Origin of the sequence: Burkholderia sp. MSMB617WGS (assembly GCF_001532025.2) — a bacterium.
In the GTDB taxonomy this organism is placed as follows: Bacteria; Pseudomonadota; Gammaproteobacteria; order Burkholderiales; family Burkholderiaceae; genus Burkholderia; species Burkholderia savannae.
Window position 1 is genome coordinate 3,995,002 of sequence record NZ_CP013457.1, and the last position, 14,743, is coordinate 4,009,744.

Annotated in this window: 15 protein-coding genes; 12 read left to right on the forward strand and 3 right to left on the reverse strand. The window is 67.5% G+C overall.

Annotation, left to right across the window (positions count from 1 at the left end; translation table 11 throughout):
- The first annotated feature begins 31 nt into the window (after positions 1–31).
- From WT60_RS19600 to hslU, 7 genes are all read left to right on the forward strand, one after another.
- Positions 32–745, forward strand: coding sequence for a DUF484 family protein (locus WT60_RS19600; protein ID WP_060355790.1), 714 nt, complete (start codon positions 32–34; stop codon positions 743–745).
- A gap of 44 nt (positions 746–789) precedes the next feature.
- Positions 790–1,710 (forward strand): tyrosine recombinase XerC, encoded by a 921-nt coding sequence (gene xerC, locus WT60_RS19605; protein ID WP_059670717.1) that lies wholly within the window; start codon positions 790–792, stop codon positions 1,708–1,710.
- Positions 1,711–1,798: 88 nt separating this feature from the next.
- On the forward strand, positions 1,799–3,055 hold the full coding sequence (locus WT60_RS19610; protein ID WP_038748555.1) for a class I SAM-dependent rRNA methyltransferase: 1,257 nt from the start codon (positions 1,799–1,801) through the stop codon (positions 3,053–3,055).
- Between the two features lie 175 nt (positions 3,056–3,230).
- Positions 3,231–4,307: a GTP-binding protein gene (locus tag WT60_RS19615; RefSeq protein WP_038748556.1), complete on the forward strand. Its 1,077-nt coding sequence runs from the start codon at positions 3,231–3,233 to the stop codon at positions 4,305–4,307.
- A 586-nt stretch (positions 4,308–4,893) separates the two neighbouring features.
- Positions 4,894–5,310 (forward strand): RNA polymerase-binding protein DksA, encoded by a 417-nt coding sequence (gene dksA, locus WT60_RS19625; RefSeq protein WP_006024133.1) that lies wholly within the window; start codon positions 4,894–4,896, stop codon positions 5,308–5,310.
- Between the two features lie 260 nt (positions 5,311–5,570).
- Positions 5,571–6,107, forward strand: coding sequence for an ATP-dependent protease subunit HslV (gene hslV / locus WT60_RS19635; protein WP_038748557.1), 537 nt, complete (start codon positions 5,571–5,573; stop codon positions 6,105–6,107).
- Positions 6,108–6,117: 10 nt separating this feature from the next.
- Positions 6,118–7,461 (forward strand): ATP-dependent protease ATPase subunit HslU, encoded by a 1,344-nt coding sequence (hslU, locus tag WT60_RS19640; RefSeq protein WP_038748558.1) that lies wholly within the window; start codon positions 6,118–6,120, stop codon positions 7,459–7,461.
- A 354-nt stretch (positions 7,462–7,815) separates the two neighbouring features.
- Here hslU and WT60_RS19645 read toward each other — a convergent pair whose 3' ends face one another.
- The 3 genes from WT60_RS19645 to WT60_RS19655 are packed head-to-tail and all read right to left on the reverse strand — an operon-like array spanning position 7,816 to position 9,927.
- Positions 7,816–8,358, reverse strand: a complete 543-nt coding sequence (locus tag WT60_RS19645; protein WP_038748639.1) for a response regulator transcription factor — start codon at positions 8,356–8,358, stop codon at positions 7,816–7,818.
- A gap of 19 nt (positions 8,359–8,377) precedes the next feature.
- Positions 8,378–9,658, reverse strand: coding sequence for an ATP-binding protein (locus WT60_RS19650; RefSeq protein WP_038748559.1), 1,281 nt, complete (start codon positions 9,656–9,658; stop codon positions 8,378–8,380).
- A 17-nt stretch (positions 9,659–9,675) separates the two neighbouring features.
- Positions 9,676–9,927 carry a cysteine-rich CWC family protein gene (locus WT60_RS19655; RefSeq protein WP_059583775.1) on the reverse strand — a complete coding sequence of 84 codons (252 nt, stop codon included), beginning with the start codon at positions 9,925–9,927 and terminating at the stop codon, positions 9,676–9,678.
- Between the two features lie 321 nt (positions 9,928–10,248).
- Here WT60_RS19655 and argB point away from each other — a divergent pair, with 321 nt between their 5' ends.
- The 5 genes from argB (at position 10,249) to metW (ending at position 14,737) form a co-directional block, all read left to right on the forward strand.
- The gene (gene argB, locus WT60_RS19665) at positions 10,249–11,148 is read left to right on the forward strand and encodes an acetylglutamate kinase (protein WP_038748561.1); all 900 of its coding nucleotides are present in this window, start codon (positions 10,249–10,251) and stop codon (positions 11,146–11,148) included.
- On the forward strand, positions 11,145–11,948 hold the full coding sequence (locus WT60_RS19670) for a pyrimidine 5'-nucleotidase (protein WP_081989568.1): 804 nt from the start codon (positions 11,145–11,147) through the stop codon (positions 11,946–11,948). The genes argB and WT60_RS19670 overlap by 4 nt, the downstream gene beginning before the upstream one ends.
- Positions 11,915–12,616, forward strand: coding sequence for a nucleoid occlusion factor SlmA (gene slmA, locus WT60_RS19675; RefSeq protein WP_038748563.1), 702 nt, complete (start codon positions 11,915–11,917; stop codon positions 12,614–12,616). The genes WT60_RS19670 and slmA overlap by 34 nt, the downstream gene beginning before the upstream one ends.
- Before the next feature lie 364 nt (positions 12,617–12,980).
- The gene (locus WT60_RS19680) at positions 12,981–14,126 is read left to right on the forward strand and encodes a homoserine O-acetyltransferase (RefSeq protein WP_038748564.1); all 1,146 of its coding nucleotides are present in this window, start codon (positions 12,981–12,983) and stop codon (positions 14,124–14,126) included.
- Positions 14,123–14,737 (forward strand): methionine biosynthesis protein MetW, encoded by a 615-nt coding sequence (metW, locus tag WT60_RS19685; RefSeq protein ID WP_038748565.1) that lies wholly within the window; start codon positions 14,123–14,125, stop codon positions 14,735–14,737. Before WT60_RS19680 ends, metW begins: the two co-directional genes overlap by 4 nt.
- The last annotated feature ends 6 nt before the right edge of the window (positions 14,738–14,743 follow it).

Consider the following 14,743-nt stretch of genomic DNA (forward strand, 5'->3'; position numbering starts at 1 on the left):
CCTTTCATTTGCCGAAGCCCAACGAAGCGCCATGAACGATCGCGAAGTCGCCGACTACCTGCTCGCCAATCCCGAATTCTTCGCCAAGCACGCGGAGCTGCTCGCGACGATCAAGCTCGCGAATCCGCACGGCAAGGCCGCGGTGTCGCTACAGGAGCGGCAGATGGAGATGCTGCGTGACAAGAACAAGCATCTCGAACGCCGGCTCGCCGAGCTGCTGCGCTATGGCCACGAGAACGACGGGCTCGCCGCGAAGTTCAACCGCTGGACCGCGCGCGTGATCGCCGAGCGCGATCCGTACGCGCTGCCGCGCGTGATCGCGAGCGGCCTGGCCGACGTGTTCGACGTCCCGCAGACGGCGCTCAGGCTCTGGGACGTCGCCGACACCTATGCGCAAGCCGATTTCGCGCGCAACGCCGGCGAGGAAGTGCGCCTGTTCACGAACAGTCTGGCGACCCCATATTGCGGCGCGAACACCGGCTTCGAGGCCGCGCAGTGGCTCGCGCCCGTCGCCCCCGCGCCGGCCGCGGGCGACGGCGAAGCGCCCGCCGCGAGCGGCGCCGCCGAATCGGTCGCGCTGATCGCGCTGCGCACGCCCGCCGCGGGCGAGGGCGCGAGCGTGTTCGGCCTCCTCGTGCTGGGCTCGCCCGATCCGCGCCGCTTCCACGACGGCATGGGCACCGATTTCCTCACGCAGATCGGCGCGCTCGCCGGCGCGGCGCTCACGCGCCTCCTGCCGCACTGACGGCCGCGCAGCGCGCATCGCCACTCGCCCGCCCGACACGCGCCATGATCGCCGACCCGACCGCCGATTACCTGTCGAACCTGCGGCACGTCAGGAAGCTGTCGGACCACACGCTGCGCGCGTACGCACACGAGCTCGACGAGCTGAAGAAACTCGCGAACGGCCGCCCGCTCGAAAGCCTGACGGCCGTCGACATGCGCGGCGCGGTCGTGCGCGCGCATGCGGGCGGCCTGTCCGCGCGCTCGATCTCGCACCGGCTGTCCGCGTGGCGCGCGTTCTACCGCTGGTTCGCGCAGCACGTCGAGATGAACGCGAATCCGGTCGCGGCGGTCCGCGCGCCGAAGCGCGCGAAGACGCTGCCGAAGGCGCTGTCCGTCGACGATGCGGCCGCGCTGATGGACGCGCCGACGGCCGGCACCGCCGAGAGCCTGCGCGACCACGCGATCCTCGAGCTGTTCTATTCGTCCGGGCTGCGGCTCGCCGAGCTGATCGGTCTGGACATCGAATACGCGAAGGACGGCGACTATCGCTCCGAAGGCTGGCTCGACCTCGCCGAAGCGGAAGTCACCGTGCACGGCAAGGGCGGCAAGGAGCGCAAGGTGCCCGTCGGCCGCAAGGCGATCGACGCGCTGAACGCATGGCTCGCGGTGCGCGGCGAGTTCGTGAAACACGATCCGCGCCCGCTTTTCCTGTCGGTGCGCGGCAACCGGATGTCGCCCGGCGTCGTGCGCGAGCGCGTGAAGCGCGCGGCGCTCGCGGCGGGCATTCCGGCGAACGTCCATCCGCACGTGCTGCGCCACTCGTTCGCGACGCACGTGCTGCAATCGAGCGGCGACCTGCGCGCGGTGCAGGAGCTGCTCGGCCACGCGAGCATCTCGGCGACGCAGGTCTATACGTCGCTCGACTTCCAGCATCTGGCGAAGATTTACGACAGCGCGCATCCGCGCGCGAAGAAGCGCGACTGACGCGCGCCGCCGCGCTCACCGAATCACCCAATCGACGAATCACCGAATCACCCTTCGCCGCGTCCGACGCGGCTTTTTCGATCCCGACATGCATACCGTTACGCTCAAGCCGTCGAAAGACAAATCCCTGCTGCGCCGCCATCCGTGGATCTACGCGAATGCGATCGACCGCGTCGACGGCAAGCCCGCGCCCGGCGCGACCGTCGTCGTGCGCTCGCACGACGGCCGCTTCCTCGCGCGCGCCGCGTACAGCCCGCATTCGCAGATCCGGCTGCGCGTGTGGAGCTTCGACGAGAACGAGCCGATCGACCATGCGTTCTTCAAGCGGCGCGTGCAGCGCGCGGTTGCGCATCGCAACACGATGATCGCCGGCACGGGCGCGGTGCGGCTCGTGTTCGGCGAGGCGGACGGGCTGCCGGGGCTCGTCGTCGATTACTACGTCGCCGCGCAGGTTCCCGCGCAACGCGCTGCCGCCCACGCAGCGGAGCCGCCGGCCTCCGGCGAGGGCGCGGGCCGCGGCCAGCTCGTCTGCCAGTTCATGGCGGCGGGCGTCGAGCACTGGAAGGGCGCGATCGTCGCGGCGCTCGTCGCCGCGACCGGCTGCCCGAACGTCTACGAGCGCTCGGACGTGTCGATCCGCGAAAAGGAAGGCCTCGAGCAGACGACGGGCGTGCTCGCGGGCGATCCGCCGCCCGACACGCTGATCGCGAACGAGAACGGCGTGCTGTACCACGTCGACGTCCGCAACGGCCACAAGACGGGCTTCTATGTCGATCAGCGCGACAACCGCGCGCTCGTCGCGCAGTACGCGCGCGAGCGCGACGTGCTGAACTGCTTCTGCTACACGGGCGGCTTCTCGCTCGCGGCGCTCAAGGGCGGCGCGAAGCGGGTCGTGTCGATCGACTCGTCGGGCGACGCGCTCGCGCTCGCGCAGCGCAACGTCGCCGCGAACGGCTTCGACGCCGCGCGCGCCGAGTGGCTCGACGCCGACGCATTCAAGACGCTGCGCCGCCTCGTCGACGAAGGCGAGCGCTTCGACCTCGTCGTGCTCGACCCGCCGAAGTTCGCGCCGACGCGCGACAGCGTCGAGCGCGCCGCGCGCGCGTACAAGGACATCAACCTGAGCGGCTTCAAGCTGCTGCGCCCGGGCGGCCTGCTGTTCACCTATTCGTGCTCGGGCGCGATCGACATGGAGCTGTTCCAGAAGATCGTCGCGGGCGCGGCGGCCGACGCGAAGGTCGACGCGCGCATCCTGAAGCGGCTCGGCGCGGGCGTCGACCATCCGCTTCTGACCGCGTTCCCCGAAGGGGAATATCTGAAGGGCCTGCTGTTGCAAATCGCGTGATCGCCCCGATCTGAACGGGCGGCGCTGTGCGCGCCCGCGCCGCGCCGGCCATCCGGCCGGCAGCGGGGGCTTGACAGATATGTTTCAATAAGTGATCGAGCGCCCGGGAAGTTGCCGGGCGCGCTGTTTTCCCACTGTTTTGACCCCGTTTCACGAACCACAGGCGACCGACGACATGGCCATTCCCGTCACCATCCTCACCGGCTTCCTCGGCAGCGGCAAGACGACGCTGCTCAAGCGCATCCTGAACGAACAGCACGGCATGAAAATCGCCGTGATCGAAAACGAGTTCGGCGAGGAGAACATCGACAACGAGATCCTCGTCCAGGATTCGAACGAGCAGATCATCCAGATGAGCAACGGCTGCATCTGCTGCACGATCCGCGGCGACCTCGCGCGCGCGCTCGCCGACCTCGCCGCGAAGAAGCGCGACGGCAAGTTCGACTTCGACCGCGTGGTGATCGAGACGACGGGCCTCGCGAACCCGGGCCCCGTCGCGCAGACGTTCTTCATCGACAGCGAGATCGCCGACGAATTCCTGCTCGACGCGGTCATCACGCTCGTCGACGCGAAGCACGCCGACATGCAGCTCGACGAGCACGAAGTCGTGCAGCGCCAGGTCGGTTTCGCCGATCGCCTCTTCATCACGAAGGCAGACCTCGTCGACGACGAGACGGCCTCGGAGCTCAAGCACCGCCTGCTGCACATGAACCCGAGGGCGGCGATCAAGGTCGTGAACTTCGGCGACGCGGACATCAAGGAGATCTTCGACCTGCGCGGCTTCAACCTGAACGCGAAGCTCGAGATCGATCCGGACTTCCTCGCGGAAGACGAGCACGAGCACGCGCATCACCACGATCACGAGCACGATCACGCGCATTGCGACCACGATCACGGCCATTGCGAGCACGATCACGAGCACGGCCATCAGGATCATCACCATGCGCACCACGACGACAAGATCAAGTCGTTCGTGTACCGCAACGATCGCCCGTTCGATCCGAACAAGCTCGAGGACTTCCTCGGCGGGATCTTGCAGATCTATGGCGAGCGGATGCTGCGCTACAAGGGCGTGCTGTACATGAAGGGCGTCGACCGCAAGGTCGTGTTCCAGGGCGTGCACCAGATGATGGGTAGCGATCTCGCCGCGAAGTGGCTGCCGGCCGAGAAGAAGACCAACAAGATGGTGTTCATCGGCGTCGACCTGCCGCGCGACCTCATCACCGACGGCCTCGACGCCTGCCTCGCGTAACGCGCCCACGCGCGGCCGGCGCGCGGCTCGGTCCGGGCGCGCCGGCGCGATTGCGCGCGGGGCGACGGCGACACGGCCCGCGCGCTCGCCGCTCACCGTCACCCCACCCGACACTCGCCGCCCGACACTCCCCGTCCGATCGCACGCCGCTGCCGAGCCCGCGCGCGTCGCGTCCCGCACCCGCGGCGAAGACCGCCGCGCCGCCCGCGCGCCGGCGTGCAGTCGTCATCGCTTTTTCCTGATTTGCGGGTTATATTTTCAGGATACCGCTTGACCGGCAGGGGATCGACCCGATACGGCGAGGACTTGCGATTCAGTTACAATACCTGCCCGCTGGAGAGAGAAGGGCGGCGGCAGGCCCGATCCTTGCATGAGCGTGGGCGGCTCGGTGGAGCGCCGGGGATGGCCGCCCGCCGGTCGCGCGCAATCCGGTCCTCCCAAGGGGAGTCCTGAACGAAATGGGCCCGGTATCCGGAGGCTTTCGGCCCCGCCGCAGCGAATGGCAAACAATTGCAAGGGCTGTTGCGGGTAATCCCAAAGTGCGGGCAATATCTACAGATTCGCCGCACATTGAAGAAGCAAGCAGATGACGAAGAAACTCTTGACCGAAGCCGAAATCCTGAAGATGAGCGACAAGGATTACATGAATGAGGATCAGCTCGCCTTCTTCAAAAATCGGCTCGAACAATTGCAGGCGGAAATTCTCCGCAATGCGGGCCAGACGACCGAGAATCTGCGCGAAACGGTGATCGTGCCGGACCCCGCCGATCGCGCGACGATCGAGGAAGAGCACGCGCTCGAACTGCGCACGCGCGACCGCGAACGCAAGCTTCTCAAGAAGGTCCAGCAGTCGCTCGCCCGCATCGAATCGGGCGAATACGGCTGGTGCGAAGAGACGGGCGAGCCGATCGGCATTCCGCGTCTGCTCGCGCGTCCGACGGCCACGCTGTCGCTCGAGGCGCAAGAGCGCCGCGAGCTGCGTCAGAAGCTGTTCGGCGACTGACCTTCCCGGCGCGGCCCGCCTTCCGCGCCTCACACGCTTTGCACAAAGCGCGCGGCCTGCCGCGCGCTTTTGTTTTTCCGCTGCCGCCCGCTTCCCCCTCGCGACGGCGCTCGACGCACGCCGCTCTTGATATCGCGGCGCCCGCCCTAAAATGAAGTCCATGCGCGTCAAGCCGGCAGGCCACGCCACGGCTTGCGCGCGCCGCATCACGCGGCGGCGCCCGCGCGCCCCGCATCCCCCGTCTTTCTCGAGGATTACAGATGGAGCAATTTCACGGCACCACGATCGTCTCCGTGCGGCGCGGCGACAAGGTCGCGCTCGGCGGCGACGGCCAGGTCACGCTCGGCAATATCGTGATGAAGGGCGGTGCGCGCAAGGTGCGCCGCATCTACAACAACCAGGTGCTCATCGGCTTCGCGGGCGGCACGGCCGACGCCTTCTCGCTCCTCGACCGCTTCGAGGCAAAGCTCGAAAAGCACCAGGGCAACCTGACGCGCGCCGCCGTCGAGCTCGCGAAGGACTGGCGCACCGACCGCATGTTGCGCCGCCTCGAAGCGATGCTGATCGCGGCCGATGCGAGCACGACGCTCGTCATCACCGGCAACGGCGACGTGCTCGACCCGGAAGGCGGGATCTGCGCGATCGGCTCGGGCGGCGCCTACGCGCAGGCCGCCGCGCGCGCGCTCGCGGAGAACACCGATCTGTCCCCGCGCGAGATCGTCGAAAAATCGCTCGAGATCGCGGGCGACATGTGCATCTACACGAACCACAATCGCGTCATCGAGACTATCGAGTAAGGACGAAGCAATGAGCACCATGACCCCTGCCGAGATCGTCTCGGAACTCGACAAGCACATCATCGGCCAGGACAACGCGAAGAAGGCCGTCGCGGTCGCGCTGCGCAACCGCTGGCGCCGCCAGCAGGTCGCCGAGCCGCTGCGCCAGGAAATCACGCCGAAGAACATTCTGATGATCGGGCCGACGGGCGTCGGCAAGACCGAGATCGCGCGCCGCCTCGCAAAGCTCGCCGACGCGCCGTTCATCAAGATCGAAGCGACGAAGTTCACCGAAGTCGGCTATGTCGGCCGCGACGTCGACAGCATCGTGCGCGATCTGATCGAGATCTCGGTCAAGCAGACGCGCGAAGCGGAGATGCGCAAGGTGCGCAGCAAGGCGACCGACCAGGCCGAGGACCGCATCCTCGACACCCTGCTGCCGCAACCGCGAGCGGTCGGCTTCGGCGCGAACGCCGAGCACGCGAACGACGACAACAACGCAACCCGCCAGACGTTCCGCAAGCGCCTGCGCGAAGGCCAGCTCGACGACAAGGAAATCGAGCTCGACATCGAGCAGCCGAGCGTCGGCATGGACATCATGGCGCCGCCGGGCATGGAAGAGATGACCGAGCAGATCCGCTCGATGTTCTCGAACCTGGGCGGCGGCAAGAAGCAGCGCCGCAAGGTGAAGATCAAGGAAGCGCTGAAGCTGCTCACCGACGAGGAAGCGGCGAAGATGCTCAACGACGAGGAAGTGAAGACGAAGGCCGTGCAGAACGTCGAGCAGAACGGCATCGTGTTCCTCGACGAGATCGACAAGATCACGTCGAGAAACCACGAAGGCGGCGGCGGCGAGGTGTCGCGGCAGGGCGTGCAGCGCGATCTGCTGCCGCTCGTCGAGGGCACGACGATCAACACGAAGTACGGGATGGTGAAGACCGATCACATCCTGTTCATCGCGAGCGGCGCGTTCCATCTCGCGAAGCCGAGCGACTTGATCCCCGAGCTGCAAGGGCGCTTCCCGATCCGCGTCGAGCTCGAATCGCTGTCGGTGAAGGATTTCGAAGCGATTCTCGTCGCGACCGACGCAAGCCTCGTCAAGCAGTATCAGGCGCTCCTCGCGACCGAGGACGTCAAGCTCGAGTTCGCCGACGACGGCATCCGCCGGCTCGCCGAGATCGCATACGCGGTCAACGAGAAGACCGAGAACATCGGCGCGCGGCGCCTGTACACGGTGATCGAGAAGCTGCTCGAGGAAGTGTCGTTCGCGGCGGGCAACCACGCCGGCCAGAGCGTGACGATCGATGCGGCGTACGTCGACCGTGCGCTCGGCGAGGTGTCGAAGGACGAGGATCTGTCGCGCTACGTGCTGTAACGCGAAGCGGCTTTGCCGACCGAAAAAAACGGGCGGTCCCTTGCGGGGCTGCCCGTTTTTCGTTTCGGCGCGCGGCGCGGCATCGATCTCGGCCGCTTGCGGCTCGGCATCTATCACCCGCCGCCGGCTGCGAATCTTTCGCGTCGATCGCTCGAAGCCGGCCGCGCCGACCACGGACCGACCACGGACCGACCGCCGGCCGATTGCATGCCGACCGCCGACCGACTACCAGCCGACTACCAAGCCGCCTACCAAGCCGACTGCCAAGCCGATTGCCCGGCGCGCCTCGCCGCCACCGCAACGCGCGGTGCAAGCGCCGCGCGACGCCCGGCGTCCGCGGCGCGCGCCCCGCTCTTACTGCCGCACCGGCTTCTTCGCGAGCTTGCGCTGCAGCGTGCGGCGGTGCATGTTGAGTGCGCGCGCGGTCGCCGAGATGTTGTTGTTGTTCTCCGCGAGCACGCGCTGGATATGCTCCCATTCGAGCCGGTCGACCGACAGCACGACCGGATTCTCGAGCGCCTCTTCGGCCTGCACTTCGCTCGCGTTCGTCTGCAGCGCGGCGAGGATCGATTCGACGTTCGCCGGCTTCGCGAGATAGTTGTCCGCGCCGTCCTTCACCGCCTGCACCGCGGTCGCGATGCTCGCGTAGCCCGTCAGCACGAGGATTCGCGCGTCGGGCTGCAGATCGCACAGCGGCGCGATGAGGCTCAGGCCCGAATCGTCGCCGAGGTGCAGATCGACCGTGATGAACTGGAATTTCTCGGCGCCCGCGAGCTTGAGCGCCTCGTCCTTGTTGTGCGCCTGCCGCACCGTGTAGCCGCGGCGCTCGAGCCCGCGCGCCAGCGTGCCGGCAAACACTTCGTTGTCGTCGATCACGAGGAAATTCTTGTCGCTCATTTGCATCACTCCGTCTTGTCTATCCGTTACCGTTCGCCATCTCGGCCGCCACCTGGCGCGCGACCGGCAGCCGCAGGATCGCCCGCGTGCCTCGCGGCTGCGCGTCGGCGAGCTCGATCGAGCCGCTGAGGCGCGCCGCCGCGCTGAACGCCAGATACAGGCCAACCCCGTGGCCGCCCTGCGTGCTGTCGACGGGCGCCGCGCCGAGCGCGTCGCGCAACGCGGCCGGGATGCCCGGCCCGTTGTCGCAGACTTCGAACTCGATTTCGTCGCGTGCGCCGTCATGCGCGATCGTTGCCGCCAGCGTAACGCGATCGCGGCTCGCGCGCGCGGCATTGTCGAGCAGGATGGTCAGGATCTGGCCGACCGCGACCGTATCGTCGAGCGCGACGCCCGCGGGCTGCGGCCCCAACTGCTCGAACAGCACGTGCGGATGGCGCAGCCGCCAGTGCTCGACGAACGTGTCGAGCCATTCGCCGACCGGCTCGCTGCTCGGCCGCTCCGACGCGCGGCTCCTGAGGCGCGCGAGCGCCGACGTGCATTGCGACATCTGCTCCTCGAGCACCTTCAGGTCCGCATCGTAGCGCGCGAGCCCCGCATCCGTGCGGGCGGCCTCGCGCAGCTCCTCGGTCAGCATCGCGATCGTCGACAGCGGCGTGCCCATCTCGTGCGCGACCGTGGCCGCCTGCACGCCGAGCGCGACCGCGCGCTCGTCGCGCAGCAGCGCCTGCTGCGCCTCGCCGAGCGCCGCGTCGCGCTGGCGCAGCGCGCTCGACATCCGCGCGACGAACCACGCGATGAGCCCGACGCTCACCATGAAGTTCACCCACATGCCCGCCCGGAAATAATCGAACAGATTCGCGGGATTATCCAGGTTGAGCGGCACCGAATCGAAGCCGAGCGCGAGATAGCACGCGACCGCGAACGCCGCGAGCCAGATCATCAGGTGCCACGGCAGCACCGCGGCCGCGATCGCGAGTGACGGCAAATACAGCGACACGAACGGGTTCGTCGTCCCGCCGGACAGGAACAGGAGCGCCGACAACGCGCCCAGGTCGACCCATAGCTGGCCGAGCAGCTCGAAATTGGTCTCGGGCCGCGCACGCAGCACGCGCACCCACGTCAGCGCGTTGAAGACGATTTCGAGCGCGATTACCATCAGCATCGCCGGTAACGGCAAATGGACGCCGAAATAGGTCTGTACGACGGCGATCGTAACGAGTTGGCCGATGATCGCGAGATTGCGCAGCCAGAACAGATGGCTCAGGTTGACGCGTCCGGTGGTGGTGATTCGTTGCATCCGCGCAGTTTACCTTCTCAGTCTTCGCGCTCGGGCCGGCCGGCCCCCGCGCTCCCCGCGCCCGCGGCGACGCGCCGGGCGATCTCGTCGGCGAGACATTCCGGGCACAGGCAGCGCGCGCCCGTCGCGGGCTGCGCGCCGGGCGGCAGGCTCGGCATCGCCGCGCACCAGCAGGTGAACGGACGCGTGCGGGCGCCGCAGTCGAACGCGCTGCCGCAGCGCGGGCAACGCTTGCTGATCAGGCCGGACGTAGCGGCGGGCTCGGTCATCTCGAATAGGCCGGGTCAAGCCGGAAAGGGCAGAAAGGGACAAAAAGCGAGCGCCGGCGGCCGGCACGGCCGGTTCGCCGCCGCGAGGCGGCTGCCCGGCCACCGCCTCGCGGCGGGCAGCCGAGCACCACGTGCCAAGCATAAGCGCCGCGCGCGGAATTTGCATGCGGATCGCGCAGGAAAACGTCACTTTTCCGGCGACGGCGCATGCTTGCGGCACCCGCGCCGCCCATCGTCCGAACGGCCAAAAACCCCATGCTGCGGTGCGCCACTCCTGTACAATTCCGCCTGTTTCAACCGTTTCGCACCAGAGCCGCCGCCATGTCCGAGCCGATCGACCTCTCGCAGATCTCCCCCGTCCTGAAAGCCGAAATTCTCGCCGAAGCGCTGCCGTACATTCGCCGCTACCACGGCAAGACCGTGGTGATCAAATACGGCGGCAACGCGATGACGGAAGAGCGGCTCAAGCAAGGCTTCGCGCGCGACGTGATCCTGCTCAAGCTCGTCGGCATCAATCCGGTGATCGTGCACGGCGGCGGCCCGCAGATCGACCAGGCGCTCAAGAAGATCGGCAAGCAGGGCACGTTCATTCAGGGGATGCGCGTCACCGACGAAGAGACGATGGAAGTCGTCGAATGGGTGCTGGGCGGCGAGGTGCAGCAGGACATCGTCACGCTGATCAACCACTTCGGCGGCCATGCGGTCGGCCTGACGGGCAAGGACGGCGGCCTCATCCACGCGCGCAAGCTGATGATGCCGGACCGCGACAACCCGGGCGAGTACGTCGATATCGGCCAGGTCGGCGAGGTCGAGGCGATCAACCCGGCCGTCGTGAGGGCGCTGCAGGACGACGCGTTCATCCCGGTGATCTCGCCGATCGGCTTCGGCGAGGACGGCCTGTCGTACAACATCAACGCCGACCTCGTCGCCGGCAAGCTCGCGACCGTGCTGAACGCCGAGAAGCTCGTGATGATGACGAACATCCCCGGCGTGATGGACAAGGAAGGCAACCTGCTGACCGACCTGTCCGCGCGCGAGATCGACGCCCTCTTCGAAGACGGCACGATTTCGGGCGGCATGCTGCCGAAGATCTCGTCCGCGCTCGACGCGGCGAAGAGCGGCGTGAAGTCGGTCCACATCGTCGACGGCCGCATCGAGCACTCGGTGCTGCTCGAGATCCTGACCGAGCAGCCGTTCGGCACGATGATCCGCTCGCATTGAGCGCGCGCCGTCAGCCGCCCCGCGCGGCCTTGCCGCCAGCCGGCGAGCAGACGCCCGGACGCCGTCGCGCGCGGCGCGCCCGTCCGCACGCGGGCAGCCCCGTCTGGCTCTTCGATCTCGACAACACGCTGCATCACGCGTCGCACGCGATCTTCCCGGTGATCAACCAGGCGATGACGCAATACATCGCCGACACGCTGAAAGTCGAGCGCGCGCACGCCGATCACCTGCGCACCTACTACTCGCGCCGCTACGGCGCGGCGCTCCTCGGCCTCGCGCGCCATCATTCGATCGATCCGCACGATTTCCTGAAGGTCGTCCACACGTTCGCCGACCTGCCGTCGATGGTGCGCGCCGAGCGCGGGCTCGCGCGGCTCGTCGCGGCGCTGCCCGGCCGCAAGATCGTGCTGACGAACGCGCCCGAGGCGTACGCGCGCGCGGTGCTGCGCGAGCTGAAGATCGAGCGCCTGTTCGAGCGCGTGATCGCGATCGAGCACATGCGCGACCGCCGCGCGTGGCGCGCGAAGCCCGACGCGACGATGCTGCGCCGGGCGATGCGCGCCGCGCACGTGCGCCTGTCCGACGCGATCCTCGTCGAGGATACGCGCGGCCACCTGAAGCGCTACAAGCGGCTCGGCATCCGAACGGTCTGGATCACGGGGCACCTGCCCGGTCATCTGCCAAGCTACGGGCGGCCGCACTATGTCGATCGTCGCATTGGTTCGCTAAAATCGCTGCGATTGGGCACTCGATCGGGGCGACGAAAATGCAGCCGACTCACCCGCAGGACCCGGCAGTAACCGCAGCGGCGGAAGACGAACGCAACCCCGCCTCCCGCACCCGCGTGCGCCTGAAGCCGGGCGAGCGTCGCGTGCACATTCTGCAGACGCTCGCGTCGATGCTCGAATCGCCGAAGAGCGAGAAGATCACGACCGCGGCGCTCGCCGCGCGTCTCGACGTGTCGGAGGCCGCGCTCTACCGGCATTTCGCGAGCAAGGCGCAGATGTTCGAAGGCCTCATCGAATTCATCGAGGAGACGTTCTTCGGGCTCGTCAACCAGATCGCCGCGAACGAGCCGAACGGCGTGCTGCAGGCGCGCTCGATCGCGCTGATGCTGCTCAATTTTTCGGCGAAGAATCCCGGCATGACCCGCGTGCTGACGGGCGAGGCGCTCGTCGGCGAGCACGAGCGCCTCGCCGAGCGCGTCAATCAGATGCTCGAGCGGATCGAGGCGTCGATCAAGCAGAGCCTGCGCGTCGCGCTTCTCGAAGCGAGCGCGCGCGCCGACGCCGCCGGTGCCGCCGCGCCGCCGCCCTCCGTGCCGCTGCCGGACGACTACGATCCGGCGCTGCGCGCGAGCCTCGTCGTCAGCTATGTGCTCGGCCGCTGGCACCGCTATGCGAAGAGCGGCTTCACGAAAGCGCCGGGCGAACACGCCGACGCGCAGTTGCGGCTGATCCTGCAGTAGCGCTGCAGCGGCGCAGGCGCGAAGCCGCCGCGAACATGAAGAACATGGAGGACGCGGCGAGCACGAGGGAAACGGCGGGCATTACCGCGCTTCGCGCCCGAAGCCAAACGCCTGGCGCTCGGCACGCCCTCGCCGCGACGCCGAAGTTTTTCCGTTATACTTGCCCGATTGTTGTTGTCGTCGTCGCTTCGCGGCGATGCTCGGAAAGCGCGCCGATTTGCTGACTCGATTGCGGGCGCGCGAACCGGCCGGGGCTCCGTCCCGGCGGTTCAGTACAAATGCGGCTAAAGAGGTCGTCAGCCGGCTCCCCGCTTCCCGCGCACGCCCGACAACCATTTAGCCGCCCAGTCATAAGGCGGAACGAATGGAATCGATCGGCATCGTCGCTCCACAAACCATGCATTTCGCCGAACCGCTGCGCCTGCAAAGCGGCAGCGTGCTCGGCAACTATCAGCTCGTCGTCGAGACCTACGGCGAGCTCAACGCCGCGCGCTCGAACGCGGTGCTCGTCTGCCACGCGCTCAACGCGTCGCACCACGTCGCGGGCGTCTACGCGGACGATCCGCGCAACACCGGCTGGTGGGACAACATGGTCGGCCCCGGCAAACCGCTCGACACGACCCGCTTCTTCGTGATCGGCGTCAACAATCTCGGCTCGTGTTTCGGCTCGACCGGGCCGATGAGCATCGATCCCGCAACGGGCACGCCGTACGGCGCGCGCTTTCCGGTCGTGACGGTCGAGGACTGGGTGCATGCGCAGGCGCGCGTCGCCGACGCGTTCGGCATCGAGCGCTTCGCCGCGGTGATGGGCGGCAGCCTCGGCGGAATGCAGGCGCTCGCGTGGAGCCTCCTGTATCCGGAGCGGGTCGCGCATTGCATCGACATCGCGTCGACGCCGAAGCTGTCCGCGCAGAACATCGCGTTCAACGAGGTCGCGCGCTCGGCGATCCTGTCGGACCCCGATTTCCACGGCGGCGACTACTACGCGCATGGCGTGAAGCCGCGGCGGGGCCTGCGCGTCGCGCGGATGATCGGCCACATCACGTATCTGTCCGACGACGACATGGCCGAGAAATTCGGCCGGGCGCTGCGCCGCTCGGACGGCGCGCTCGACGCGTACAACTTCAACTTCGACGTCGAGTTCGAAGTCGAGTCGTACCTGCGCTACCAGGGCGACAAGTTCGCCGACTACTTCGACGCGAACACGTACCTGCTCATCACGCGCGCGCTCGACTACTTCGATCCGGCGAAGGCGTTCGACGGCAACCTGACGGCGGCGCTCGCGCATACCAAGGCGAAGTATCTCGTCGCGGGCTTCACGACCGACTGGCGCTTCGCGCCCGCGCGCTCGCGCGAGATCGTGAAGGCGCTGCTCGACAACCGGCGCGCGGTGTCGTACGCGGAGATCGACGCGCCGCACGGGCACGACGCGTTCCTGCTCGACGACGCGCGCTATCACAACCTGGTGCGCGCCTATTACGAACGAATTGCCGAGGAGGTGGGCGCATGAACCAACAGGCGCTGAACACGCTGTCCGCACGCGCGGACTTTCGCGCGATCGCGCGCTGGGTCGAGCCGCGCTCGACGGTGCTCGATCTCGGCTGCGGCGACGGGTCGCTGCTGTCGCTCCTCTCCGAGGAGCTCGAAGTATCGGGCTACGGCGTCGAGATCAACGATGCCGGCGTGCTCGCGAGCGTGAAGAACGGCATCAACGTGATCCAGCAGAATCTCGAGGACGGCCTGCGCCTCTTCGAGGATCACAGCTTCGATTTCGCGATCCTGTCGCAGACGCTGCAGACGATCCACCAGACGGCCGCGATCTTGCGCGAGACCGCGCGCGTCGGCCGCGAATGCATCGTGTCGTTCCCGAACTTCGGCTATTGGGCGCACCGGCTGTCGGTGCTGCGCGGCCGCATGCCGGTATCGAAATCGCTGCCTTACCAGTGGCACAACACACCGAACGTGCGGGTGCTGACGATCAAGGATTTCGAGGCGCTCGCGCCCGAAGTCGGCGTCGAGATTCTCGACCGCGCGGTGCTGCACGAAGGGCAGCCGATTCGATGGGGAGTGAACTGGCGTGGTAGTCTTGCGGTCTACCGCGTCAAGCGGAGACAACCCTAGTATTTA